Origin of the sequence: Oceaniglobus ichthyenteri (assembly GCF_003057885.1) — a bacterium.
GTDB lineage: Bacteria > Pseudomonadota > Alphaproteobacteria > Rhodobacterales > Rhodobacteraceae > Oceaniglobus > Oceaniglobus ichthyenteri.
This window is the reverse complement of sequence record NZ_QAGK01000001.1, coordinates 445,110-470,945: the sequence shown is the minus strand read 5'-3', so window position 1 is coordinate 470,945 and position 25,836 is coordinate 445,110. Positions and strand designations below refer to the sequence as shown.

At 57.2% G+C, this 25,836-nt stretch carries 26 protein-coding genes; 15 read left to right on the top strand and 11 right to left on the bottom strand.

What is annotated here, in order from left to right:
- Positions 1–60 precede the first annotated feature (60 nt).
- Positions 61–894, bottom strand: coding sequence for an aspartate dehydrogenase (locus C8265_RS02235; protein WP_108482328.1), 834 nt, complete (start codon positions 892–894; stop codon positions 61–63).
- 182 nt (positions 895–1,076) lie between these two features.
- Positions 1,077–1,379, bottom strand: coding sequence for a DUF6476 family protein (locus C8265_RS02230; RefSeq protein WP_206050237.1), 303 nt, complete (start codon positions 1,377–1,379; stop codon positions 1,077–1,079).
- On the opposite strand from C8265_RS02230, the gene C8265_RS02225 reads away from it, so the two are divergent.
- From C8265_RS02225 to C8265_RS02210, 4 genes are all read left to right on the top strand, one after another.
- Positions 1,378–2,412, top strand: a complete 1,035-nt coding sequence (locus C8265_RS02225; RefSeq protein WP_108482327.1) for an RluA family pseudouridine synthase — start codon at positions 1,378–1,380, stop codon at positions 2,410–2,412. The two genes, C8265_RS02230 and C8265_RS02225, sit on opposite strands and share 2 nt — an antisense overlap.
- Before the next feature lie 170 nt (positions 2,413–2,582).
- A complete protein-coding gene (gene rpoH / locus C8265_RS02220) occupies positions 2,583–3,479 on the top strand; it encodes an RNA polymerase sigma factor RpoH (RefSeq protein WP_108482326.1) in 897 nt (298 codons plus the stop codon).
- A gap of 88 nt (positions 3,480–3,567) precedes the next feature.
- Positions 3,568–4,542: a Gfo/Idh/MocA family protein gene (locus C8265_RS02215; RefSeq protein ID WP_108482325.1), complete on the top strand. Its 975-nt coding sequence runs from the start codon at positions 3,568–3,570 to the stop codon at positions 4,540–4,542.
- Between the two features lie 12 nt (positions 4,543–4,554).
- On the top strand, positions 4,555–4,860 hold the full coding sequence (locus tag C8265_RS02210; protein WP_108482324.1) for a DUF4389 domain-containing protein: 306 nt from the start codon (positions 4,555–4,557) through the stop codon (positions 4,858–4,860).
- Between the two features lie 122 nt (positions 4,861–4,982).
- Here C8265_RS02210 and C8265_RS02205 read toward each other — a convergent pair whose 3' ends face one another.
- The 5 genes from C8265_RS02205 to C8265_RS19290 form a co-directional block, all read right to left on the bottom strand.
- Positions 4,983–6,794 (bottom strand): M3 family oligoendopeptidase, encoded by a 1,812-nt coding sequence (locus tag C8265_RS02205; RefSeq protein ID WP_108482323.1) that lies wholly within the window; start codon positions 6,792–6,794, stop codon positions 4,983–4,985.
- Between the two features lie 98 nt (positions 6,795–6,892).
- Positions 6,893–8,485, bottom strand: coding sequence for an ATP-dependent DNA ligase (locus tag C8265_RS02200; RefSeq protein WP_108482322.1), 1,593 nt, complete (start codon positions 8,483–8,485; stop codon positions 6,893–6,895).
- A complete protein-coding gene (locus C8265_RS02195; RefSeq protein WP_108482321.1) occupies positions 8,482–9,495 on the bottom strand; it encodes a ligase-associated DNA damage response exonuclease in 1,014 nt (337 codons plus the stop codon). Before C8265_RS02195 ends, C8265_RS02200 begins: the two co-directional genes overlap by 4 nt.
- A gap of 39 nt (positions 9,496–9,534) precedes the next feature.
- Entirely contained in the window at positions 9,535–9,957 is a 423-nt protein-coding gene (locus C8265_RS02190) for a BLUF domain-containing protein (protein ID WP_164512244.1), read from the bottom strand.
- Positions 9,958–10,040: 83 nt separating this feature from the next.
- Positions 10,041–10,220, bottom strand: coding sequence for a hypothetical protein (locus C8265_RS19290; RefSeq protein ID WP_126623137.1), 180 nt, complete (start codon positions 10,218–10,220; stop codon positions 10,041–10,043).
- A gap of 230 nt (positions 10,221–10,450) precedes the next feature.
- Between C8265_RS19290 and C8265_RS02185 the strand changes: the two genes are divergently transcribed.
- The 5 genes from C8265_RS02185 to C8265_RS02165 all read left to right on the top strand — a co-directional run bounded on the left by C8265_RS02185 (position 10,451) and on the right by C8265_RS02165 (position 15,417).
- Positions 10,451–11,842, top strand: coding sequence for a circularly permuted type 2 ATP-grasp protein (locus C8265_RS02185; protein WP_164512243.1), 1,392 nt, complete (start codon positions 10,451–10,453; stop codon positions 11,840–11,842).
- Positions 11,843–11,852: 10 nt separating this feature from the next.
- Complete coding sequence (locus C8265_RS02180) at positions 11,853–12,806, top strand: alpha-E domain-containing protein (protein ID WP_108482318.1); 954 nt, start codon at positions 11,853–11,855, stop codon at positions 12,804–12,806.
- On the top strand, positions 12,803–13,648 hold the full coding sequence (locus C8265_RS02175; RefSeq protein ID WP_108482317.1) for a transglutaminase family protein: 846 nt from the start codon (positions 12,803–12,805) through the stop codon (positions 13,646–13,648). The genes C8265_RS02180 and C8265_RS02175 overlap by 4 nt, the downstream gene beginning before the upstream one ends.
- Before the next feature lie 114 nt (positions 13,649–13,762).
- On the top strand, positions 13,763–14,476 hold the full coding sequence (locus C8265_RS02170) for a proteasome-type protease (protein WP_108482316.1): 714 nt from the start codon (positions 13,763–13,765) through the stop codon (positions 14,474–14,476).
- 107 nt (positions 14,477–14,583) lie between these two features.
- Positions 14,584–15,417 (top strand): fumarylacetoacetate hydrolase family protein, encoded by an 834-nt coding sequence (locus C8265_RS02165; RefSeq protein ID WP_108482315.1) that lies wholly within the window; start codon positions 14,584–14,586, stop codon positions 15,415–15,417.
- 52 nt (positions 15,418–15,469) lie between these two features.
- On the opposite strand, the gene C8265_RS02160 is transcribed toward C8265_RS02165, so the two are convergent.
- Both C8265_RS02160 and C8265_RS02155 read right to left on the bottom strand, forming a co-directional pair.
- Positions 15,470–16,417, bottom strand: coding sequence for an alpha/beta fold hydrolase (locus C8265_RS02160; protein ID WP_108482314.1), 948 nt, complete (start codon positions 16,415–16,417; stop codon positions 15,470–15,472).
- Between the two features lie 4 nt (positions 16,418–16,421).
- Positions 16,422–16,709: an SCP2 sterol-binding domain-containing protein gene (locus C8265_RS02155; RefSeq protein WP_108482313.1), complete on the bottom strand. Its 288-nt coding sequence runs from the start codon at positions 16,707–16,709 to the stop codon at positions 16,422–16,424.
- 85 nt (positions 16,710–16,794) lie between these two features.
- Between C8265_RS02155 and C8265_RS02150 the strand changes: the two genes are divergently transcribed.
- From C8265_RS02150 to C8265_RS02130, 5 genes are all read left to right on the top strand, one after another.
- Positions 16,795–17,343, top strand: a complete 549-nt coding sequence (locus C8265_RS02150) for a tetratricopeptide repeat protein (protein ID WP_240610941.1) — start codon at positions 16,795–16,797, stop codon at positions 17,341–17,343.
- A 66-nt stretch (positions 17,344–17,409) separates the two neighbouring features.
- Positions 17,410–20,253, top strand: a complete 2,844-nt coding sequence (locus tag C8265_RS02145) for a helicase-related protein (RefSeq protein ID WP_108482311.1) — start codon at positions 17,410–17,412, stop codon at positions 20,251–20,253.
- The gene (locus C8265_RS02140; RefSeq protein ID WP_108482310.1) at positions 20,240–20,626 is read left to right on the top strand and encodes an RNA-binding S4 domain-containing protein; all 387 of its coding nucleotides are present in this window, start codon (positions 20,240–20,242) and stop codon (positions 20,624–20,626) included. Before C8265_RS02145 ends, C8265_RS02140 begins: the two co-directional genes overlap by 14 nt.
- Positions 20,627–20,675: 49 nt before the next feature.
- The gene (fdxA, locus tag C8265_RS02135; protein WP_108482309.1) at positions 20,676–21,014 is read left to right on the top strand and encodes a ferredoxin FdxA; all 339 of its coding nucleotides are present in this window, start codon (positions 20,676–20,678) and stop codon (positions 21,012–21,014) included.
- Between the two features lie 260 nt (positions 21,015–21,274).
- Positions 21,275–21,784 carry a CarD family transcriptional regulator gene (locus C8265_RS02130; RefSeq protein WP_108482308.1) on the top strand — a complete coding sequence of 170 codons (510 nt, stop codon included), beginning with the start codon at positions 21,275–21,277 and terminating at the stop codon, positions 21,782–21,784.
- Between the two features lie 118 nt (positions 21,785–21,902).
- Here C8265_RS02130 and cobS read toward each other — a convergent pair whose 3' ends face one another.
- Complete coding sequence (gene cobS / locus C8265_RS02125; RefSeq protein ID WP_108482307.1) at positions 21,903–22,667, bottom strand: adenosylcobinamide-GDP ribazoletransferase; 765 nt, start codon at positions 22,665–22,667, stop codon at positions 21,903–21,905.
- 81 nt (positions 22,668–22,748) lie between these two features.
- Between cobS and cobT the strand changes: the two genes are divergently transcribed.
- Positions 22,749–23,768: a nicotinate-nucleotide--dimethylbenzimidazole phosphoribosyltransferase gene (gene cobT / locus C8265_RS02120; RefSeq protein ID WP_108482512.1), complete on the top strand. Its 1,020-nt coding sequence runs from the start codon at positions 22,749–22,751 to the stop codon at positions 23,766–23,768.
- A 65-nt stretch (positions 23,769–23,833) separates the two neighbouring features.
- Here the strand turns inward: cobT and C8265_RS02115 are convergent, their stop codons facing one another.
- On the bottom strand, positions 23,834–25,783 hold the full coding sequence (locus tag C8265_RS02115; protein WP_108482306.1) for a cation:proton antiporter domain-containing protein: 1,950 nt from the start codon (positions 25,781–25,783) through the stop codon (positions 23,834–23,836).
- Between the last annotated feature and the right edge of the window lie 53 nt (positions 25,784–25,836).

The following is a 25,836-nucleotide window of genomic DNA, read 5'->3' as shown; positions in this document are numbered from 1 at the left end:
AACGTCAGTGTGGCAGAGCAAACCGTTACCTGCAAGACGGCGGGGCCGGGGTTGAACCGTTCAGATCACGAACGTTTCGCTGCGGTTCAGGACGGCGCGCGCCAAACTGTACGCGGTCGACATAGATGTTTTTGGATTGTCAGGTGAAGGTTTGCCGGTCAGATGCATGGTAAAATCGACAGCATTTGAGAGAACGGAAAATTCGTGACTGTTGGTGCTGACCGCCGGATCGGCAATAAGATGCACCTGTGTGGCGTCCATGCCCGCGCCCGCCAAGGCCAAAGTCGCGGCCACATTGGCATTTTTGGGGTACTGGCGGGCGGCCTCGCGGGCGGTGCCGGTGAAAAATACGGTCGCCTCGGCCAAGGTATTCAGATCCAACACGTTTTCCGCAGGCGTGCCTTTCCAGGCGTGGGCCGGTTTACGGCCAGTATATTTGACCGATACGATCCCCGACAGGCGCGCAGCGGCCAGCGCATCAATACCGCCAATGGCCCCGGAGGGGATGAAAACCTGGGCGCGGCCTGTTTTTGCGGCCTGTTGCAGCCCCATAAACAGCGCATCATCGGCCAGCGCCCCGACCGAAGCGACGATCAGATCGACGCCATTTCCCACGATTTCAGCGCCAAACCCGGCCAATGCCTGCTGCCCCGCGCATTCGACAACTACGTCAGGCCGCGCGCCCATTAGCGCGTTTGTATCTGTAACAATCGTAAGCGCGCAGTTGGCAAGCCCGTCAATCGCATCGAATGCCGCCCTGACACGTTGGGCCGATGCGGGGCGCGCCAGAATGGTGACGCGTTCAGGCGCGCCTTGGGTGCTGTCGCAAAGCGCGGTCAGCAGTGTGCGACCGATGGCGCCGAACCCGATCAAACCCAAATGGCGCGGACTCATGACGTTTTCCCGTCATGGGGGCCGCTCACGTTATGGGAAAGGGGGGCGATGGGGGGCATGTCAAACTCGGCGGTGTTGGGGATTGGTACGGGTGGCGCAGGTGTTGATATCTGGGACAGGGGCATCCCCCATGTCAATGGCACGCAATTTCGCAATGCTCCGGGGCAGGCTGTGAAACCTTGTCATTCGCCAATCGCAATGCGTTGGCGCAGGGTTTGACCGGTGGAATCAAAAATCAATATCTCATTTCCAACAACCACCGCCAGCCAATCGGGGCCGCGCGTGAATGCGGTGGCAGATGTGCCACCGGGCAACGCAATACTGTCGGGCAGGGCCAAAACCGGCGTGGGCTGTGGGAAACGGGTGACAAACAGATAGATCAGGATTATCAGCCCCCCCAGCATCGTGGCGGTCAGTGCTGTCACCAATATGCGAAGGAATCGCAGCATCCGCTGTTGTTCAGGATCAAGCGGAGTGTTGTCCATGGCTGTAACTTCCCTGTCGGTCGTGATTGCGGCCGCGCCGCCCCCCCGGCTTGATAAGGCACTGGCGCGTGACGTGCCAGAGGGCGCGCATCTGTCACGCTCGCGCCTGGCCCGGCTGATTGCCGAGGGCGCGGTGCGGTTGAATGGGGCGGTGTGTACCGATCAAAAGGCCAGGATCGCGGCGGGCGACGTGGTCGAAATCACGGTGCCTGTTGCCGAAGACAGCCATATTGGCCCCGAAGACATTCCCCTGACGATCCTGCATGAAGACGATGATTTGATCGTGATCGACAAACCGGCGGGCATGGTGGTGCATCCCGCGCCCGGATCGCCAAAGGGCACGTTGGTCAATGCACTGTTGCATCATTTCGGTGGCAATCTGTCGGGGGTCGGCGGTGAAAAACGCCCCGGCATCGTGCACCGGATCGACAAAGACACCAGCGGGCTGTTGGTGGTGGCCAAAAGTGACCGTGCGCATCACGGGCTTGCCGCACAGTTTGAGGCGCACAGCGCCCGGCGCCATTATCTTGCCCTGTGTCATGGCGTGCCCGAAGCGTCAGACCCGCGGTTGCACGGCACGCGCGGCGTTTCGTTTGAACCGGGCAACATCATGAAAATCACCACCCATCTGGCCCGCCACAAGACCGACCGACAGCGTCAGGCGGTGTTGTTTCAGGGCGGGCGGCACGCGGTGACACGGGTTGAAACCCTGGATCGTTTCGGCACACCCGGCGTTGCCGCTTTGGTGGCCTGTCGGTTGGAAACCGGGCGCACCCATCAGATCAGGGTGCATATGGCCCACGTGGGGCACGGATTGATCGGGGATCCAACCTATGGCGGGCGGCGCAAGATATCGGCCAAGGCGATAAGCGGTGCGGCGGTCGCGATGGTGCAGGGGTTTGCGCGTCAGGCGTTACATGCCGCCAGTCTGGGGTTCATTCACCCCGCAAGCGGTGAAAACATGACGTTTCAATCCGATATTCCCGAAGATATGGCGCGTTTGATCGAAGTGTTGCGCCAACCGGCGGATTGAAACACGGTTCATATGGTTGTGACAAAGGGTGTCACCTATGGATCTTTTCCCAAAGCAGGTTCTTAAAGCTGTAGAGTGGTGGTGAACACGCATCTTGAACTGAACCGATGCGTTCACTATCTGAATGTTAAGCCTTGATACATTAAGGCGCTGAACAGGGGCGAAATCACATGGCGACGTATGCAAACCTTCCCGCACCGTCTCCCGAGCAGGGGTTGAACCGGTATCTTCAGGAAATTCGCAAATTTCCGATGCTTGAGCCTGAAGAAGAATATATGCTGGCCAAACGCTGGGCCGAGGAAGAAGACACCGAAGCGGCCCACAAGATGGTCACATCTCACCTGCGTCTGGCGGCAAAAATTGCCATGGGATATCGCGGTTACGGCCTTCCTCAGGCCGAAGTGATTTCAGAAGCAAACGTTGGGTTGATGCAGGCGGTCAAGAAATTTGATCCTGAAAAAGGGTTCCGTCTGGCGACCTATGCGATGTGGTGGATTCGCGCATCGATTCAGGAATATGTGTTGCGCTCGTGGTCGATGGTGAAACTGGGCACCACCAGCGCGCAGAAAAAGCTTTTTTTCAACCTGCGCAAGGCGAAATCCCGTATTGGCGCGCTGGAAGACGGCGATTTGCGCCCCGAACACGTGGCCAGAATCGCCCATGACCTAAGCGTGACCGAAGCCGAAGTGATCAGCATGAACCGCCGTATGTCGGGTGGCGATGCCTCGTTGAACGCGACGATTTCGCAAGACGGCGAAGGGGCCGCGCAATGGCAGGATTGGCTGGAAGACGAAGACGCCGATCAGGCCGGTGATTATGAAGAGCGTGACGAACTGGAAACGCGCCGCGCCTTGTTGATGGATGCGATGGATGTGTTGAACGATCGTGAAAAAGACATTCTGATGCAGCGTCGGCTAAAGGATCAGCCTGTCACTCTTGAGGATTTGTCGGGCCAGTACGACGTGAGCCGCGAACGGATCCGCCAGATCGAAGTGCGCGCATTTGAAAAACTGCAAAAGCGGATGCAGGAATCGGCCCGTGAAAAAGGAATGCTGACCGCATCCTGAGCCCGAAAATCCGGTGCATTTCGCACCGGGGGCGTTGACCGCGCGGCTTGTCCCGCCCATGCTGCCCCTCTGAATACAGGGGGGCACAATGACTGATCCGATCCGTTGGGGCGTGCTGGGCGCGGCCAATTTCGCGTTAGAGCAGATGGCACCGGCAATCCACGCCGCAAAGGGCGCTGTGTTTGCCGGTTTGGCCACATCATCAACTGAAAAAGCCATGGCGTTTCAGGCGTTTGCGCCGGATCTGGAAATCTACGACGGTTATGACGCATTGCTGGCCAGTGATCAGATTGATGCGGTGTACATTCCGCTGCCAAATCATTTGCATGTGGAATGGACTTTAAAAGCCCTGCGCGCAGGCAAACATGTTTTGACCGAAAAGCCCATTGCATTGGAAGAGGCCGAATTTGACGCCCTGATCGCAGCCCGGGATGAAACCGGATGTTTTGTGGCCGAAGCTTTCATGATCGTGCACCACCCCCAATGGCAAAAAGCGCGGCAATTGTTCGCCGATGGGGCAATTGGCCGCCTGATTCACGTGGATGCGATGTTTTGCTATGACAACGCATCCGAACCCGGAAATATCCGCAATCGGCCCGAAACCGGTGGCGGCAGTTTGCGTGACATCGGAGTTTATACCTTTGGATCGACACGGTTTGTTACTGGGGCCGAACCCCAATCTGTCACGGCGAAACTGCGCTTGGAAAACGGGGTTGATACCTTTGCCCATGTCAGCGCGGATTTTCCGGGGTTCAGTTATAATTCGGTCACATCCATGCGGATGTTTCCCAGCCAACGGGTAACCTTTCATGGTGACAAGGGGCGGATGACGTTAAATACCCCGTTCAACGCCAATGTCTTTGGGCAGGCCGAAGTATCTATTGAAAACAGTGATATGGCTTTGACCACCTACCGTTTTCCGGGCATCAATCATTATGTTCTGCAGGTTGAGGCGTTCGGTGAAACCCTGCGAAATGGCGTGCCTTATGCCTGCCCGCTGGAGTTTTCTCGTGGCACCCAGCGGATGATTGATATGGTGTTCACGGCGGGCGTTGAAATTTGACAGAGGACACGCATGGCACAAGACGATGAAAAGGTAATGGGCCGTATCACCGGTGAACAGCCAGATCCGGCAGAGCAGGACAATCTGTTGATGCGTTTGCTGTATATGGTGATTATCGCGGTGATGATTTCAGTCGCGCAAACCGTGTTGGGCCTGTGCACGCTGGTCCAATTCGTCATTCTTTTGGTAAATAACCGGGTCCCAAATGAAAGGCTGGCCGATTTTGGCACCTCTCTTGGGATCTGGATCGCCAAAGCAGCCCGGTTTCAAACCGCCGCAAGTGAGGTAAAGCCGTGGCCATGGACCGAATTGGATTAAATTTCACCCCCCGATAATTGCCACATATAATTTTGATATCCGGTGGCAATGCGAAGTATTTGCCGGTGCAGACCCCCATGCAACCCGCAATTGCGCGGCTGCATGGAAGATAGATCAGGGCGTCAGTCCTCGAGCGCCTCAAGTTCGTCGATAAACCCTTCGATCATCGACAGCCCCTTGTCCCAGAATGCCGGATCGCTGGCATCAAGACCGAAAGGCGCCAGCAGTTCCTTGTGGTGCTTTGATCCGCCAGCACGCAACATTTCGAAATATTTCTCTTCGAAACCGGGCGCGCCCTCTTCGTAAACGGCGTAAAGCGCGTTTACCAAACCATCGCCAAACGCATAAGCGTAAACGTAGAACGGCGAATGTACGAAATGCGGGATATAGGCCCAAAATGTTTCGTAACCGTCCATGAACGTGAACGCCGGCCCCAATGATTCACCCTGCACCGACATCCACAAGGCGTTGATGTCATCAGGCGTCAATTCACCCTGTCGGCGCGCATCGTGCAGTTTACATTCGAAATCGTAAAACGCGATCTGGCGCACCACCGTGTTGATCATATCCTCAACTTTGCCAGCCAACAGCACCTTACGTTCGGCCGGGGTTTTGGCAGCCGCGAGCAGTTTGCGAAACGTCAACATTTCACCAAACACACTGGCAGTTTCGGCCAAAGTCAGTGGTGTTGAGGATAGTAATTCGCCTTGACCCGCGGCAAGAACCTGATGAACTCCATGGCCCAACTCATGGGCAAGGGTCATCACATCACGCGGTTTACCTAGATAATTCAGCATCACATAGGGATGAACATTGCTGACCGTAGGATGGGCAAAAGCACCGGGCGCTTTGCCGGGCTTCACACCCGCATCGATCCAACCCTTTGAAAAGAAGGGCTTTGCCAATTCTGCCATCTGCGGATCAAACTCGCGATAGGCATCCATCACCAACCGCTCCGCCTCATCCCAGCGGACCACGCGATCTTGCTCCATCGGGAGGGGGGCGTTGCGATCCCACACCTCCAGCGTATCGAGGCCAAGCCATTTTCGTTTCAATTCGTAATAGCGGTGCGACAACCGCGGATAGGCCCGAACCACCGCATTGCGCAGCGCCTCGACAACCTCGGGCTCCACATGGTTTGACAAATGGCGGCTGGTTTGCGGTGATGGCATTTTGCGCCAACGGTCTTCGATTTCCTTGTCTTTTGTCAGTGTATTATGCACCCGTGCGAACAATGCGACATTTTTTCCAAAGACATCGGCCAGGGCACGCGCCCCTTTTTCGCGCTGGGCGCGATCAGGGTCAGTCAATAAATTAAGGGTGGATTCAATGCCCAGGTCTTCGCCGTCAATTTCAAATGTCAGACCGGCAATCGTTTCGTCGAACAGTCGGTTCCATGCGGCGGCCCCGACCGTGGATTGATCATGAAGGAATTTTTCAAGTTCGTCCGAAAGTTGATGCGGACGCATCGCGCGCAGGCGATCGAAAATTGGCCGGAACCGCGCCAATTCTGCGCTTTTTTCAAACAAGGCATCCAGAGAATCGTCAGGAATGCGATTGATTTCCAAGGAAAAGAAGACAAGCGGCGTCGTGAATGTCGTGATCTTGTCCTGCATGTCAGACATGAATTTGGCACGGTCGGGATCGGTTGTTTTCTGGTAATAGCGCAGGCCGGCAAATGACATGATCCGCCCGCCGATCAAGTCGATTTTTTCATAGTCATTGATACAGGCCAGCATCCCGTCTGCATCCAGTTCGCCAAGCTTTCCTTGATATTTTTCTGCGAAATCGGCGCAGGCGGTCTCCAACCAGGCCAGATCACGGGTCAATTCAAGCGCATCTGGTGCGCTGTACAGATCGCTCAGATCCCATTGTGGAAGATCGCCAAAGGCGTTGCCGGATCGGGCGTTGGCATCGAATACGGGGGTGTTCATGGCTGTCCTCTTGGCTTTGGTTTCCTCTTACTTAGGGGACATGTTGGCGTGTTGCCAGTGAGGTTGGCGGTCTGATTGTTCGATCTCATCCGATCACGTTAGCCATAGGTTTCTAACATAGTCTTAAGATCTTCGAGGGTATTTGCCTCGGCGACTGGTTTATCATGCCGCCAGCGCACCATGCGGGGGAACCGCAGTGCCACGCCGGATTTGTGGCGCGGGCTTTCCTGTATGCCTTCGAACGCTATTTCAAACACGTGTTCCGGTCTGACCTGGCGCACCGGTCCGAACCGTTGCAACGTATTTTTACGCACCCATTTGGTTATTTCGTTAAATTCTGCATCCGTCAGGCCGCTGTAAGCTTTTGTAAACGGAATCATGTTATCACCATCGCGAACGGCAAAGGTGAAATCAGTAAAAAGATTGGCGCGGCGTCCGTGCCCCTGTTGCGCGTAAATCATCACGGCGTCGATCGTGAGAGGGGCGATCTTCCATTTCCACCAATCCCCTTTCTTGCGACCCGTCAGATAAGGAGACTCTTTGCGCTTCAACATCAAACCTTCGGCCGAATTTTCACGCGATGTTTCCCGAATCCTTGCCAGTTCATCCCAGTTTGCAAACGAAATACGCGGTGGTAGACGCACGGGTGCTTCGGGCGGCAGGTGGGCAAGAAGGCTGTGAAGTCGCGCATTGCGCTGTACAAACGGGATTTCGCGGATGTCTTTGCTTTCAAACTCCAACAGATCATAGGCAAGCAGGATCACCGGCGTTTCTGCCAGTAATTTCGCGGAAACATTCTTTCGTCCGATCCGTTTTTGCAGCGCGTTGAATGACATTGGTTTTTCATCATGCCAGCCGATCAACTCACCGTCGAGCACGGTGCCATCGGGCAAAAAGTCAGGCGCGCGCCCAAATTCCGGAAACCGGGGCGAGATAAGCTCTTCGCCCCGTGACCAAAGATAATACTGCCCGCCGCGCACGATCAACTGTCCGCGGATACCGTCCCATTTCCATTCTGCTGTCCAATCGGTTGGATCGCCCAGAGATTCGGGTTCTTTTTCAAGCGCATAGGCCAGATAGAAAGGGTAGGGGCGCGAAAGATCGGCTGTTGGATCAGGTGCCGAAATAAGGCTTTCGAACGTGTGGGTGTCCGGGCTCCAATCGCCCATCAGGCGATGGGCGAGATCGGATTCGGGAATCTCGGTGGCGCGCGCCAGTGCACGGGTCATCAATTTCTGACTGACCCCCATTCGAAATCCACCGGTGATAAGTTTATTGAAAACAAAGCGTTGCGGTGTGGTAAGATGATTCCATGCATCAAGAACCGCGGTCTTGCGGGCGGATTCATCACGTGACGCCAGCGCGCGAATTTCAGTGATCCAATAGGTAAGGGACCGGTCACTTGTGCGTTCCGCGGGGGGGAGGATGAGGGCTATCGTTTCGGCCAGATCGCCGACAATCGGATAGGATTCTTCGAACAACCACAGCGGTATTTCGGCTTTTTCAGCAGCCCAACCTCGCAAGAGTGTTGTCGTGACCGTGCGTTTCGGGCGACGGCCTGACAATAACGCAATGGTCCACATGCGATCAGGCTCCGGCGCCGCGGTCAAATAATCGGCCAGGGCCGCGACCTTGGCTGTTGTGCTGGTTGTCTGGTCCAACGCTTGAAAAAGAGCAGCAAACCTGTTCATGCCGCACCCTCTGCCGTATCCAGGTTTTCGCCCTCATAGGCGGTTTCCACGATCTGTGCTTCGTATCCCTGATCTTCCAACCACCTTCGGAAAATTGAGGTATATCCGTGCGTTACAAATATGCGCTCGGCCCCTGTCGCGGCAATGGCGGTGTTAAGGCCGGCCCAATCGGCGTGGTCCGACATTACAAATCCACGGTCGGCCGCGCGACGGCGGCGCACCCCGCGCAGCGCCATCCACCCCGACGCAAACCCATCGGAAAGCGGGCGAAACCGCCGGGCCCATTGTGTGCCCAAAGCAGATGGCGGCGCCACAATCAGGGCCCCCGGGTGATCCTTTGGGTTCAGATCCGGTGTCACCAAAACCGTATCGGGCAGGCGTACCCCTTGGGCACGCAAGATTGCGTTGGTATTTTCCACCGCGCCGTGGGTCAGGATCGGGCCAATATCCGGATTCAGCAGCGACAGCAGCCTTTGTGCCTTGCCCAAAGCGTAGGCGCCCAAAATCGTATTGCGCCCCTGGGCCGCGTTTTCTGCCCACCAGGCATTCAACTCTGCCGCGATCTCGCGCTGGGGCTGCCATTTGAATACTGGCAGGCCAAATGTACATTCGGTGATGAAAGCATGGCATTTGATCGGCTCAAACGGTTCGGACAGCCCGTCATCCTCAATCTTGTAATCTCCCGATACGACCCAAACCTCACCCTTGTGGGCAACGCGGATTTGGGCCGAGCCCGGCACATGGCCCGCCGGGTGATACGATACTGTCACGCCGTTCAGTGTACGCTCTTCGCCATAGCGCACCGTTTCCAACGTGATATCGCCCAAACGGTGGCGCATGACCGGTGCCGCATTTTGCGTGGCCAGATACATGCCATGGCCCGAGCGCGCATGATCGGCGTGCCCGTGTGTGATCAGGGCGCGGGGCACCGGGCGCCACGGATCAATGTGGAAATCGCCAATCGGGCAGAAGATACCGTCATCGGTAAAGGTAAGAAGTGGATCAGCCATATTCCAAAGGTAGGGTAAATGGCCACCTCGGCCAGAGGCTTAGGCGATCTTTTGCCCCAATGCGTGCATATGGGCCAATTCCAGCACCGCATGGCACAGCGATTCGATCCGCGCCGGGTCGTTGGTGGGGCCAAGATTGGCGTGCGCCGCTATCACGGCGCGATGCTCGGGGCGGTCGGTATCGATGATTTCGTGGTGTTTCATCGTCCATCCCGCACATACGGGGGACTGTGTTTGATGTTTCAGAAGGATGCGGAAATTCTTGTGCCGGGTGTCGGTTTTCAGAAATTTAATCAATTCGGGCATGGTTTCCTTTGGCCCTTCGAGCAATTGAATAAACGTGGTTCCGTGGGTGATCAGGATACCGGTCATGCCCAATTCGGGATTGTTGCGGCGTGCCACTGACAGAATGTCGTGCAGATTGTCACCTGTACTTTCACTTACATAAAGAAGTCGGATCATTGTTTCGCGGCCCATAACTTTGGTTCATCACGAGATGTTTAAAGTGAACACCTTGCAATCTTCTTAACCAGAGTTTGGGTGAATCAGCCTTCGGCCCGGGCCGGGCGCAGAGTGCAGCGCAGAATGACCAGCCAGAACGACAGCTTTGCCACCACGAGATATCCAAGCACAAGGTCAAGAACACTTGGATTCGCAAACGCCGCCAAGGCTCCGGTAAAGCTGATTGCAACGGCTGTGCTAAAAAAAACCGCGAGGCAAGCCATGGTGTTCTCTCTCGCCCGATCGCAGGACGTTCTCTTTGTTTCGTGGGTGGTCAGCAACAGATCGCTGCGATGCCACTCTACCTTGCGTTGTAATGCCAAGGAACGTCAAGCGGATCAATATTGCGTCGGCGCGGCGTTGCCAATGGAACACTATTTCACTTTCGCCGTTGGTATGAATATGATGAACGAAATTCAGGGGGAGACCGGCGATCACACGTTATTTCAACGAGATGTTCGAGGGCGATACCGTGCGTGCGCCATACCGTGGGTTGGAAGGTTGGAGCGGCGACATGCCGCGCGAACTTCGAAGTTTGAAACAAAACGAGGCCGAGGCGCTGTTTCGCCGCATTGGAATTACCTTTGCGGTGTATGGCGAAGGCGGCAGCCCCGACAGGTTGATCCCGTTCGATATGTTTCCCCGGGTGTTTCAGGCTGATGAATGGGCCCGTCTTGAGCGGGGTATCAAACAACGCGCGCGGGCGTTGAATGCATTTCTGGTTGATGTGTACGGGCGCGGCGAAATCGTCAAAGCCGGGCGCATCCCCGGTCGGCTGGTGTATCAGAACGAGGCGTATGAAACTGCGGTCTGCGGAATTGTACCGCCCAAAGGCGTGTATTCCCATATCGTTGGCATTGATCTGGTGCGCACCGGACCTGATGAGTTTTTCGTGCTCGAAGACAACTGCCGTACACCATCGGGTGTCAGTTACATGTTGGAAAACCGCGAAATCATGATGCGGATGTTTCCGGCCCTGTTTCAGGAAAACAGGATCGCGCCGGTTGAAAACTATCCGGCAATGTTGCGTCGTACATTGGCCAGTGTCGCGCCGCACAAATGCGATAGTGACCCACGGGTCGTGATCCTGACACCGGGTCACTTCAACAGTGCCTATTACGAACATTCGTTTCTGGCCGATATGATGGGTGTTGAACTGGTTGAAGGCAGTGATCTGTTCGTCGAGGGCGATTATTGCTGGATGCGCACGACCGAAGGCCCCAAGCGTGTCGATGTTATTTATCGCCGGATCGATGATGCGTTTATCGACCCTCTGTGTTTTCGCCCGGATTCGATGTTGGGCGTGCCGGGGTTGATGAATGTGTACCGGTCGGGCGGGGTTTCGATTTGTTCAGCCCCCGGCGCGGGTGTTGCCGATGACAAGGCGATTTATACCTTTGTACCCGAAATGATCAGGTTTTATCTGGGCGAAGCGCCGATTTTAAACAACGTGCCAACGTGGCAATGTGCCAAACCCGAGGATTTGAAATACGTTCTGGAACACCTGTCAGAACTGGTGGTGAAGGAAGTACACGGATCGGGCGGTTATGGCATGTTGGTCGGGCCAAAGGCCGACAAGGCGATGATCGCCTTGTTCGATCAGAAAATCCGCGAAAAGCCGTGGAATTACATCGCACAACCCACCCTTGCCTTGTCCACATGCCCGACATTTGTCGACGAAGGCATCGCGCCGCGCCATGTGGATTTGCGCCCTTATTGCCTCGTGGGGGAAGATATCAATCTGGTGCCGGGGGGGTTGACCCGTGTTGCCCTGACCGAAGGATCGCTGGTGGTGAATTCGTCCCAGGGGGGCGGCGTAAAAGACACCTGGGTGTTGGCGGAATGAGGAATCAGTCATGCTAAGTAGGACCGCCGAAAATCTGTATTGGATGGCGCGTTATATCGAACGCGCTGAAACCAACGCCCGCCTGCTGGAAGTGGGGGCGCGCAACGCGCTGATCCCAAACATCGGCGGCGGATATCGCAACGAATGGGAATCGATTTTGCACGCCAGTGGCAATGCAAACGGGTTTGCCGAAAAATATTCCGATATCGTGCAGCGCAATATCGAAACGTTCATGTTTTTTGATCGTGACAATGCCAATTCGGTGTTGTCCTGTATTGAGCGGGCGCGCGAAAATGGCCGCATCGTGCGCACTGCCCTGACCACTCAGGTATGGGATGCAATCAATATCGCCTACCAGGAGGTGCAGGAATTTGGACGGCAGGAACGCTCGTCGCTTTCGCTGTCTGATCTGACCGATTGGACGTTGCGCACCACCGCGCTTATTCGCGGCGCGGGTCTGAACACGCAGATGCGCAACGATGGGTGGGATTTTACCAATATCGGTTTTCATCTGGAGCGTGCCGACAGCACGGCGCGGATGTTGGATGTGAAATATTTCACGCTTTTGCCGCAGATCAGTTACGTCGGATCGGGATTGGACAATTACCAATGGCGCACGCTGTTGCGGGCGATGTCCTCAAGCCGTGCATTCAACTGGGCCTATGGCGGCGAAATCTCACCGGCCAAGATTGTTGATTTTCTGGTGTTAAACCGGGCCTGCCCCCGATCCCTGATCAGTTCGGTCGAAAGCGCGAATGAACATCTGGATCGTCTGGCGCGGGCCTATGGCAAATCCGGCCCGGCGCAAACCCGGGCGCGCGCCTTGGTTGGCGAATTGCATGAAATGCAGGTGCAGGATGTGTTCGATGAGGGCCTGCACGAATTTCTGACCCGGTTCATGGGGCAGGTGATGGCCGTGGGCGGCGCAGCGCAAACAATGTATCTGAGTGGGGACATACGATGAAACTGACGATTTCCCACGAAACCCTGTATCGTTTTGAACCGCCCATGCGCGGTGTCGTGCAAAGTTTGCGCCTGACACCGTCGCAATTTGAGGGGCAGCAGGTGATTGACTGGTCAATCGACGTGGCGGGCGCCGAAAGGGGGGCCGCGTTTCGCGATGGGGCGGGGGATTGGGTTGAAACCGTGTCCGTTCTTGGCCCTGTATCCGAAGTGCGCGTGGTGGTGCGGGGCACTGTGATAACCCAAGATCTGATTGGCGTGCTGAAAGGCCACCGTGAAACTGTTCCGCCCGAGGCATATCTGCGCCCGACCTTGCCAACCGAGGCTGACATGGCGGTGCGCGCCTTGGCTGAATCGGCACTGGAATCGGTGGAAAATGATGATCCGCTGGCGCGGGCCCATGCGCTTGCCTCTGCTGTGACCGATGCCATTGCCTATTGCCCCGGCGAAACCAACCCGGGCACCAGCGCGGCCGAGGCTTTGGCGCTGGGCCGGGGGGTGTGCCAGGATCATACCCATGCCCTGATCGCCGTGGCCCAGGCCAGTGATATTCCGGCGCGCTATGTTACCGGATACCTCGAATCCGGCGCCGATGGTGGCGCGCACGAGGCCAGCCATGCCTGGGCCGAATTGTGGGTGCATGGCATAGGCTGGATCGGGTTTGACGCGGCCAATGCCTGTTGCCCCGACGAACGCTATGTGCGGATCGGATCGGGCCATGATGCCCAGGATGCCGCACCAATCCGCGGTGTCGCAGCCGGAATCGGAGTTGAGGCGTTAGAGGTTGATGTGCATGTGGACGATACGACAGCCGACCAAGGCCAATCACAAACCCAACAATAATCTGCCGTTTTCATAATTTGGAAAAGAAACCGCCGTATCACAGGGGTGCGCCGCATTGCGCATCCCTTGTCCGAGGAATAGGGAGACTGCGGTACAGAAAACGGGCGGAAAAAGATGACCTATTGTGTCGGGCTGTTGTTGAATGCGGGTATGGTGCTGTTGTCGGACACGCGCACCAACGCCGGGCTGGATAATATTTCATCCTATAAGAAAATGTTCACGTTCGAACAGCCGGGTGAACGGGCCATCGCAATCATGACCGCCGGCAGCCTGTCTGTAACCCAGACGGCGATTGCCCGGTTGCATGACGCGATTGAAACGGAAGACGACGAATCGATCCTGAACGCGCCTACCATGCTGCGGGTGGCGGAAATTGTCGGCAATGCCCTGTCCACAGTTGCCCGCGATGTGGCGGCGAAGATGGGCGGCATGACACAAAATGCCAGTGCTTCGATGATTGTCGCCGGTCAGCGCAAAGGCGGCGGAATGCGCATGTTTCTGATCTATCCCGAAGGGAACTTCATCGAAGCCACGTCAGACACGCCATTTTTGCAGATCGGCGAACATAAATATGGCAAGCCGATTCTGGATCGCGTGGTGACAATGGAAACCACATTGGCCGATGCCCAAAAAGCGGTTTTACTGTCGATGGATTCCACTTTGCGATCCAACCTTTCGGTTGGTATGCCGTTGGATATGTGTGTAATTCCCGAAGGCACCATGCAGATCCAACAGCGCCGCATCGAAGCGGACGACGCCGGATTTCACGCGATGAGCGCGGCGTGGTCCACCGCGTTGCGGGATGCGTTTCAAGACATCGCTCTATAGTCTCGGGTTTGACTGAAAATTTATCATATTAGATACTGAAGGGTTGCGGTGGCTTGACCTTCGCCGTGGGCTGCCGTTCAGTGCGGCCAAGGTTTTTGGAGAACAAAATGCGATTTGTGCGATTTGGCCCAGCGGGCGCCGAGCGGCCGGGCGTGTATGACAACACCGGGCAACTGCGCGATTTATCCGGTGAATTCAATGATCTGTCTGGCCCGGTATTGGCAGAATTAAACAAGATTGATCCGGCGAATTATCCGGCGGCCCATGGCGACGTGCGCCTTGGCAACCCCGTGGGGCAGGTTGGAAAATACATCTGTGTCGGCATGAACTACACCGACCACGCCCGCGAAAACAACATGCAGCCGCCGCGCGAACCGATCATTTTTTTAAAGGCAACATCGGCCCTGTGCGGCCCGCATGATGATGTGATTTTGCCGCGCGGATCGGAAAAGGCCGATTGGGAGGCCGAGTTGGGCGTGGTGATTGGCCGACCGGCGAAATACGTGACTGAAAAGGATGCATTGTCCTATGTGGCGGGCTTTGTGTCGGTCAATGATGTAAGCGATCGTGAATTTCAGATCGAGCGTGCAGGCCAATGGACCAAGGGCAAATCGGCCGATACATTCGGCCCTGTCGGCCCGTGGCTGGTGACACCGGATGAGGCCGGCGATCCGCAGAATCTGACGTTGAAATTCTGGCTGAACGGGCAGTTGATGCAGGATGGCCATACGTCGAACATGATTTTCCCGGTGGCCAAACTGATCAGCTATATCTCGCAATTCATGTCGTTGCAGCCGGGCGATATCATCGCCACTGGTTCGCCTTCCGGGGTTGGCATGGGGCGGCGGCCACAAGTGTTTCTGACCCCCGGCGATGTTATGGAGCTTGAGGTTGGCGCGCTGGGGCGTCAACGCCAGGTGGTGCGCGCCGAAACCCTGTAGGGGGCGATTTGTGAAATGGTATCTCCTGAAATAACCACTGACGCCGGGTGTTTCAGGGGTGGCCGTCAAACAGGGCGCATGCAGCGTCAAAGAAATACTGACGCTGGCTTGGGTTATCCATCATCACCTCGTGCTTGGCCCCCCGGATGATATCGAGTGTTCCGTTTTTCCAATCGGCCATCAACGCCTTGATCCTGTCGGGATCAACGATTTGTTCGTCGCTGCCAAGGGTGGTGAGGGTTGGCACAGTCGGGGTGGGCAGGCGTGACAAATGGCGCGTGTCGTTCAACGCCTCGTAAAGCCAACGGAGTGAGGGGCCACCCAGCACCAATTCGGGATGTTTGCTCACTTGGGTCCGCATCCATTCCCACATTTCGCGATCAGTGGTCAGCATGTTGTCTTCAAACGCGACCGCATTCAGGTAGGATTCACGTTTTGTGCCGGGTGTCAAATTCTGGCCAAGCCCGATGGATCGGCTGGCCCATGAGAGCGACCATGCCAAAGGGCGCAGGGCAGGGGCCATGGAAATTCCCCACATCGGTGCAGAAAACACGGCAGCGTTCACTTTCATCCCATCGTGCAGGGCACGCAGGGCAATCGCGCCGCCCATGGAATGCGCCACAAGGTAATAGGGCCGTGGCAAATTCAGCCGGTTGGCCATGCCCAGGAATGCAGCGACATCTTTCTGATAGTCGCTGAATTTCGCCACGTGGCCGGGGTTTGGATCTTCGATCATCCGATCGGCCAATCCCTGACCCCGCCAATCGGCGGTTATCATGCCATAGCCCCGCGCGGCAAATTCCCCCGCGGCGGGGCCATATTTTTCAACGTATTCTGTGCGCCCGTTAAACAACAGCACCGTGCCTTTTACGCCCTTGGCCCAATGGGCCACCCGGATCCGCAAACCATCGGATGTGGTGGTCCAATGGCATTGCCCCCCCTCGGGCGCATTGGCCACATCGCGGTAAAACGGGGCAATTTCCAAGGTGGGCGCATCCATCGGATCAGGCCAGCGCCGAGGCAAGCTTCATCGCGGTGCCCATGTCGCCCTCGATGGTCAGACGTCCTGACATGAACGCGGTTGTCGGGTTCAACGTGCCGTCGATGATTTCGCGAAACGTGTCGACATCGGCGGCCATGGTGACATCGGCATCGCCATCGTCAACCCGTGCGCCCGCACCATCCAGCATGATCGTGCCTTCGCCTTCGATGTTGAATTTGGCCGATCCATCGAAATCACCGCCGAGTTTTTCATTCAATGTGGCGGCGGCGGTGGTCAAAACTTCGGACATGGGGGATTTCCTTATAATGTGATCTGCTGTGGGGTGCATTTTGCGCAAGCGGCGCTAAGATGTTCAACAGGTTATGGGAGCGGATATGAAAAGTCTCACATCTATGATTGCGGCGGTTGCTTTGTCTTTTTGTGCGGCATTTCCCGGCGTGGCACAACAGGCAGAGTTGGATGATCTGTTCGCCGCTCTGAAAACCGCTGATGCGCAAACCGCCGAACCGATTGCCCAAAAAATCTGGGATGAGTGGAGCAAAAGCGGATCACCCGCCATGGATCTGCTTTTGGCGCGCGGGCGCGAGATGATCGAGCAGGGCGATGTGGTGCTGGCGATACAGCATTTCTCGGCGCTGATTGATCATGCGCCCGATTTCGCCGAAGCGTATAACGCACGGGCCACGGCCCTGTATCAGATGAACCGCTTTGGCGAATCCTTGGCCGATGTTCAGATGGCGCTGGCGTTGAACCCGCGCCATTTTGCCGCGCTGTCGGGGTTCGGCACCTTGCTTGAGGAATTGGGGTATAATGCCCAAGCCCTGCAGGCATGGCGTGCGGTGGCCGAAATTTACCCCGCCAGCCCCAGTGCCGCCAAAGCAATTGCGCGGCTGACAGTGATTGCCGAGGGTGTCGAACTTTGACCCCTTGAGCCTTGTCGCCGAATGCTGTCTGTTAGCAGTCCAGCTTTGCCAAAAACGAGAGCAGCGATGGAAACCACTGGGCGGATCACCGCCGTTCTTGGCCCCACCAACACCGGCAAAACGCATTACGCGATTGAACGGATGCTGGCCTATCGCACCGGTGTGATTGGCCTGCCTTTGCGTCTTTTGGCGCGCGAGGTGTATGATAAAATCGTTGCCGCACGGGGGCCTTCGGTTGTTGCGCTGGTGACGGGCGAAGAACGGATCGTGCCGGACCGGGCGCAATATTGGGTGTGCACGGTCGAGGCGATGCCAGATGGCATGGGCGCCGATTTTCTGGCCATTGATGAAATTCAGCTTTGCGCCGATCCGGAACGTGGGCACGTATTTACCGATCGGCTTTTGCGCGCCCGTGGCACCCACGAAACACTGTTTCTGGGCGCTGAAACCATGAAGGGCGCGATTGCCGCCTTGGTGCCCACCGCGCAATTCCTCAGGCGCGAGCGATTTTCACAGCTGATTTATTCGGGCGCCAAGAAAATCAGCCGGATGCAGCCGCGCAGTGCGATTGTCGGGTTTTCGGTTGATAACGTCTATGCCATCGCCGAATTGATCCGCCGCCAAAAAGGCGGCGCTGCGGTGGTCATGGGCGCGCTTTCGCCGCGCACCCGCAATGCCCAGGTTGAAATGTATCAAAACGGCGATGTTGAATTTCTGGTGGCGACCGATGCCATTGGGATGGGGCTGAACCTTGATATCAATCATGTGGCGTTTTCGGGGCTGTCAAAATTTGACGGCCGCAGGATGCGCAATCTTGCGCCCAACGAACTGGCCCAGATTGCGGGCAGGGCCGGGCGGTATCAGAAAGACGGCACATTTGGCGTGACCGGCGAAGCCCCGCCGCTTGACGAAGGCGTGGCCGCGGCGATCATGGAAAACCGGTTTACCCCGTTGAAAAAGCTGGTGTGGCGCAGTGCGCGGTTGGAATTTGGCACCCCAGATGCCCTGATCCGCAGTTTAGAGGCCCCCTGCGAAGGCAACCCGAGCCTGCCCAGCGGCGCTGCTGATTGGTTGGTGCGCGCGCGCGAAGCGGATGATCTCAGCGCGCTAAAAACTCTGACCGCCTTGCCCGAGGTGATGATGCGGTGCAGCGATGCGCGCGGCGTGCGCCTGCTCTGGGATGTCTGCCGAATCCCCGACTTTCGCGGTATCTCTCCGGGCGAACATGCGGGGCTGTTGGAAAAGATATTCGGCTTTCTGGCCGAATGGGGCAGGGTGCCTGATGACTGGCTGGCGCGACAAATTAAACGGATTGATCGAACCGATGGAGATATTGATGCGTTATCCAAAAGATTGGCGTATATTCGTACATGGACCTATGTCGCACAACGTAAAGGCTGGGTAGATGACGAAAGACATTGGCGCGGGGCGACGCGTGCCGTAGAAGACCGCCTGTCAGATGCTCTTCACGGGGCTTTGACGCAAAGATTTGTGGATCGGCGCACATCTGTGTTGCTGCGCCGGCTCAAACAAAAGGAGGCCCTTTTGGCCGAGGTAAATGACAAAGGTGAAGTGACCGTCGAAGGTCAGGCGTTGGGGCGGCTTCAGGGCTTTCGCTTTCAACAGGATACATCCGCCTCACCGGATGAGGCAAAGACGCTGCGCCAGGCGGCGGTTGCGGCCTTGCGCCCGGAATTTCACTTGCGGGCAGACCGGTTTTACAACGCGCCCGACACCGAAATCGATTTCACCGAGCAGGGTGGGTTGATGTGGGGCGCGCATGCGGTCGGCAAATTGGTCGCCGGACCGGAACCGATGAAGCCGGGGATCGAAGCGTTCGTCGATGACGAGGCAGGCCACGACGTGGCCCAGAAGGTGCAGCGCCGGTTGCAGCATTTCATCGACCGCCGTGTGGCCACGTTGATGGAGCCGTTGCTGAACATGCAGCGCGATGAAACCCTTACCGGTCTGGCGCGTGGCTTTGCCTTTCGGATGATCGAAACCATGGGCCTGATTCCGCGGGATCAGGTGATGAACGAGGTCAAGGAATTGGATCAGGACGCGCGCGGCGTATTGCGCAAGCACGGAATCCGGTTTGGCCAGTTCACCATCTTCATGCCTTTGTTGCTGAAGCCCGCGCCAACCCGCCTGCGCCTGGTATTATGGTCGCTTTCCAAAGGGTTGAACGAATTTCCCGAAAGCCCGCCACCGGGGTTGGTGACCATTCCGGTGCCTGCCGACATCAACCGCGAGGCGGCAACAATGTCAGGCTACCGCGTTGCGGGCGATCGCGCGATCCGAATCGATATGTTGGAGCGTCTGGCCGACATGCTGCGCGGACAAGACAGCCGTGGCGGTTTTGAGGCCAGCGCCGACATGCTGTCGATTACCGGTATGACGCTGGAGCAATTCAGCGCGCTGATGACTGGCCTTGGGTATCGCGCCGAAAAAGGCGAGCGGCCAAAGGTAAAAGCCGCCGCTGTTTCCGGTGTCGTTCCTGTTGATGCGGCCATGGAAAACCCGGGCGATCCGATGCTCAATCAGGCGCTTGATACCGGCGCCGCCGCAGATTTGCCAGCCACCGAAGCGGCCCAGACCCCCGGCGATGCCGATCCGGCCGCCGCCGTTGAACCCGCGCCGCCCGAGATGGAGGTGTTTTACACGTTCACTTGGGCCGGAAACCGTGGTGCGCGCGAACAATCCCGTGGCCCCCGCCGCGAGCGTGACGCCAACAAACGCCCGCAATCTGATGGCAAACCGCGCGGCAAGGGTGCGCCGCGCAAAGGCAAGCCGCCCCAGAGCGGAAACAAGAGCCAAAAGTTTGAGGCGCGCCCGCCCAAAAAGGAAAAACCGATTGATCCTGATAACCCCTTTGCCGCCGCGCTGATGGGGCTGCGTGACAAAAGCTGAGACGATTCGCCTGGACAAATGGCTGTGGTATGCGCGGTTTTTCAAAACCCGCACCTTGGCGGCCAAACTTGTTTCGGGCGGACACGTTCGGATAAACGGCGTGCGGGCGGGTAAACCGGCCCACGCAGTCGGGGCAGGCGATGTTTTGACCTTTGCCCAAGGGGACGCGATTCGCGTCGTCGAAATTGCCGCATGTGGCGTGCGTCGAGGCCCGGCCCCCGAGGCGCAGGCGCTGTATATCGATACCTCGCCACCCCCACCACCCAAAGCCCCGACCGGACCGCGTTTTGACAGCGGGGGCCGACCCACAAAGAAAGATCGCCGCGACATGGAGCGGATGTCAGAGACTGCGCGCTTTCGACCGCTTGAATGATTGCGATGTCTCGTCTAGGTGACAGACAATCTGAGATGGAACCGAGCCTATGACCTATATCGTCACCGACAATTGTATCGCCTGCAAATACACGGATTGCGTGGAAGTGTGCCCCGTTGATTGCTTTTACGAAGGCGAAAACATGCTGGTCATTCATCCGGATGAATGCATCGATTGCGGCGTCTGCGAACCTGAATGCCCTGCTGATGCCATCCGCCCCGATACCGAGCCTGACATGGAAAAATGGGTGGAATTCAACCGGAAATACTCCGAGGCCTGGCCGGTCATCATCACCAAAAAAGACCCATTGCCCGACGCAGAAGAGTTGGACGGCAAAGAGGGCAAACTGCAAACGCATTTCAGCGAAGCCCCCGGCGAAGGCGGCTGATTCGCGCCCGGTGGCCGTTTTATGCCCTGAAACGGAACAATATCCGTCGATTCGCCTTATTTTGCAGGGCGTTTCGCTGTAACGCAGCGATGTCTTTGAGATAGCTGTTTTTTATGCTATAGTGGCAGGTGTTGAATAAGGCGCAAGATGCTGTTCTTGGGAATCTGACCCACCAATCGAACAAACGACGGGAGGATGTGTGTGTTCCCGTCGTGTTTTCTGCGCCCGATGTCTGGGGTCCTTACGAGGAATGTGTCTGAATGAGTAAGTCGAAAAAGTTGGACTTTCGTCCGAATGAATTTGTTGTGTATCCCGCCCATGGTGTGGGTCAAGTGGTGTCTGTGGAAGAGCAGGAAATTGCCGGCATGACGCTGGAACTGTTCGTGATTTCATTTGAAAAAGACAAGATGATGTTGCGGGTGCCCACCCACAAGGCCACCGAAGTCGGCATGCGCGCCCTGTCTTCACCCGACGTGGTAAACAAGGCGATGACAACGCTGAAAGGCAAGGCCAAGGTCAAAAAAGCCATGTGGTCACGCCGCGCGCAGGAATATGAGCAAAAGATCAACTCGGGCGATCTGATTGCCATTGCTGAAGTGGTGCGCGATTTGCACCGCACCGACGATCAGCGCGAGCAGAGCTATTCCGAGCGTCAGTTGTACGAAGCCGCGCTTGAGCGTTTGACCCGTGAAGTGGCGGCTGTCACCGGCGGCGACGAGGTGCTGGCGCAAAAGCAGGTTGGCGATGTCTTGATCAGTCGCGCCGCCTGATCCGGGCTGATTGCATTATTGACCGCCGTTCAGGGCAACCCTGAGCGGCGGTTTTTTTATTGCCGCATATGATCAAAAGGGGCGCCCGTGCGGGCGCATTGCATTCTTTGATTGGCGCCTAAATGGCCAATGTGGCGAGCGTGGCAAGCACGGCGATTTCGCCCAATTGCTGTGTCGCGCCCAGGATATCGCCGGTTTGCCCGCCGATCTTGGCCTGTGCGATGCGGGCAAACACCGCGGTGCTGAGTGTCACGGCGAGCATGGCTGGAACCAGCGCCAGACCCAGCAGCGGCGTGGCCATCAGAAGGGTGACAAAGACCGACAGCGCCGCGGTGCGCCCGTCGGGCCGCCCGAGCGAAGCGGAAAGGCCGCCAGGGCGCGCCTGTGTCATCCGCCACGACAGCACCACCATGGGCGCGCGCGACAAAATCGCCGCCCCGATGACGCCCCAGGCCCCTAGGCCAGTTTCAAACATGGCGGTCAACGCCACCCATCGCAGCCCAAACGAAAGGATCAGAGCGATCACCCCATAGCTGCCGATATGGCTGTCTTTCATGATTTCCAAACGCCGCTCACGGGTCCAGCCGCCCCACAGGCCATCGGCGGTATCGGCCAGGCCGTCTTCGTGCAGACCACCGGTTATGATCGCTCCGGTTGCCAAAACGAACCCCGCCGCCAGTTTCGGCGGCATTCCCAGAGCGAGGGCCATAAACCCAATGCCGCCAGAGCATGCGCCGATCAGCGCGCCTGCAACCGGCCACGCCCAGGCAGAGGCCGCGCCGCGCCTCTGCGTCTGTGACCCATTCACCGGGATCGGCAGGCGCGAAAGCAGGCCCAATGCGGCGGCGATGTCGGCAAAGACTGGTTTATTTCGGTCCGACATTCGATCCCCTTGGAATACTGCTTTCACTGATTTTTCCAATGGTTAAACAGGGCCGTGACCCAGAGCAACCAGGATGATCCGATGTTCCAAACGCCCTTTGCCTCCATTACTGATATACGCACGGTCCTCGCTGGCGCACCCGGACCGGATGACGCTGCCATTGCGGGGGCGAGGGCGCGCAATGGGCAGTTGACCAAACCGCCACAGGCCCTGGGCCGGTTGGAGGATCTGGCGATCTGGTATGGTGGCTGGCGGGGGACAGACCGGCCAGAGATAAAAGCACCGCAAGTCATCGTGTTTGCCGGCAATCACGGCGTGGCGGCGCGCGGCGTATCGGCATTTCCACCCGAAGTCACCGTGCAGATGGTGGCAAATTTCCGTGCCGGGGGGGCCGCCATCAACCAATTGGCGCAGTGTTTCGGCGCGCGGATGGATGTGTTCGAATTGGAGCTGGAAAATCCGACAGGCGATTTTACCCAGACCGTCGCGATGGATCATCGCGCATTTCTGGCCGCGCTGGATGTGGGATGGAACGCCGTTGATCCAGATGCCGATGTGGTGGTGGTGGGTGAAATGGGCATCGGTAATACAACGGCAGCGGCGGCTGTTGCGGCGGCGTTGTTTGGCGGCGGTGCAGCCGCGTGGACGGGGGCCGGTACAGGTTTTGTCGGCGATGCGTTGGCGGCAAAAGTTGCGGTGGTCGAGGCCGGATTGGCACGTCATCGCGATATTCTGGGTGATCCGCTGGAAGTTTTGGCGGCCTTGGGGGGGCGCGAAATGGCGGCGATGGCGGGGGCGGTTTTGCGTGCCCGGATGTTGCGGATTCCGGTTATATTGGATGGTTTCATCTGCTGTGCGGCGGTTGCGCCGCTGGCCCTTATCATTGATGGCGGGCTGGATCATTGTGTGGCGGGCCATCAATCTGCTGAAGATGCCCATCCGGCGTTGTTGGAGAGGCTGGGAAAAGTGCCGTTGTTGAATCTTGGACTGCGCCTGGGCGAAGGATCGGGCGCCGCATTGGCGCTGGGGGTGTTGAAGGGCGCGATTGCCTGCCATTCGGGCATGGCCACCTTTGCCGAGGCGGGCGTGACCGATGGATAGGCGGCGGCATTAGATCAGCACTGAGAAAGCACATATTTCACAGCTTTTATGGTTTCCTGCGGCATCTAACCATCTGTACCCGTTTGTTTGCGATCGCCCGATTGGCGGACCAGCGCTGTCTCAAGCTCTTTATTTAACGCCCGGGCGCGGGCCACATAGGCGGAATTGCGATCCAGCGGCACGCCGGGTTGCCAAAGTTCGGCCAATTCAAGAAGCGCGTGCCGGTCGTGTTTAAAAAACTCGTGCTCCATCTCTTTTGCTTCCAGATCGGGAATGCCCAGATTTTCCAATACATACCGCCCGGCGCGCAGCGAGCTGTCGAAAACCTCGCGTACGATATCATTGGCACCGGCATTGAACATTTCATAGGTGTGCACACGGTCATAAGCCCGCGCGACAATGTGCAGATCAGGGCGCTCTTTTCTGGCATAACGGACCAGTTTCAGCGCCGCCTCACGATTGTCGAGGGCCACGACCAGCACCCGTGCCGATTGCAAACCCGCGGCGTGCAACAGTTCAGGGCGGGTCGGGTCGCCAAAGAACCCCTTGAAACCGAATTTGCGCATCAGTTGCACGGTTTCCAAGTTGCTGTCGATCACGGTGGTCCGCAGGCCGGTCATCTGCATCATGCGGTTGATCACCTGCCCAAAACGGCCAACCCCGGCGATGATGATCGGCTGCTGATCGTCGATTTCATCAGGTTCAGGTGTGTCCGATGTCGTGGTCATCCGGGCAGACAGGCGATCATAGACAATAAAGGCAAGCGGGGTCAGCAACATCGACAAAGCGACGATCAAAAGCAGGGTTTGCGCCAAATCGGCAGGCAAAACATCGGTGCTTAGCGCAAAAGACACCAAGACAAACCCAAATTCCCCCGCCTGTGCCAGCCCCAATGTAAAAAGCCACCGATCACGGCCTTTGATTTTGAATATCAGCGCAAGAATGTAAAGGATGACACCTTTTGTGACCATCACCGCAAGAGTGAGGCCAAGCAGAGTGAGGGGGGCCGCAAAAAATGTTGGAAAGCTGATGCCGGCACCAACCGTGATAAAGAACAACCCAAGAAGCAAACCCTTGAAGGGTTCGATATCGGATTCCAGTTGATGGCGAAATTCCGAGTTGGCAAGGACGACGCCCGCCAAAAAGGTGCCAAGGGCCGGTGATAATCCCACCAATGTCATCACGAAGGCGATGGAAATCACGATAAGCAGCGCCAAGGCCACATAGAGTTCGCGTAGATGCGCGCGGTGGATGAATTTAAAGATCGGCCGCGTTGCATACATGCCGAACAAAACGATCAAACCGACCGCCACCAACGTGACCAACGTGATTCCCCATGCCGGCAGGCTTTGCACCAGGGTAATTGCGGCCTCGGCGGTTTTCTCAGGCTCGCCTGCGGTCAAGGCTTCGGTGGCCTCTTGTGCGTTTTCGGCCAGGCTGTTGGGTGAATCGGGTTGGGATTGGAGTGCCGTATCATCGACGGATGGCCCCGCGCGAGGGGAGCGTAACGCCAGAAGCGGCATAAAGGCGAGCATCGGAATAACCGAGATATCCTGAGTGAGCAGCACCGAAAAGGAAGACCGCCCGCCAGAGGTTTGCATCAACCCCTTTTCCGACAAGGTTTGTAAAACAATGGCTGTGGAGGACAGGGCGAACACCATGCCAATCGCGACCGCCTGTGGCGCCGGCAGACCAAGCGCCACGGCACCCGCCGCGATCAGCGCGATGGTGGTTAACACCTGCAAGCCGCCCAAGCCTAAAAGCCGATGGCGCATCGCCCAAAGCACTTTTGGCTCAAGCTCAAGCCCGATCACGAACAACATCATGACCACGCCGAATTCCGCGAAATGCTGTAACTCTGCGGTTTCGCTGCCGACAAGGCCCAATGTCGGGCCGATCAGGATTCCTGCGGCAAGATATCCCAAAACCGAACCCAGCCCCAGACGCGTGGCCAAAGGCACCGCAACCACAGCGGCGGTCAGATAAATCGTGGCTTGGTACAGGAATATTTCCATGTTCACCTTATGGCTTTATTACAGGAGCGGTTGAGCCACCGCGTCATAACTTT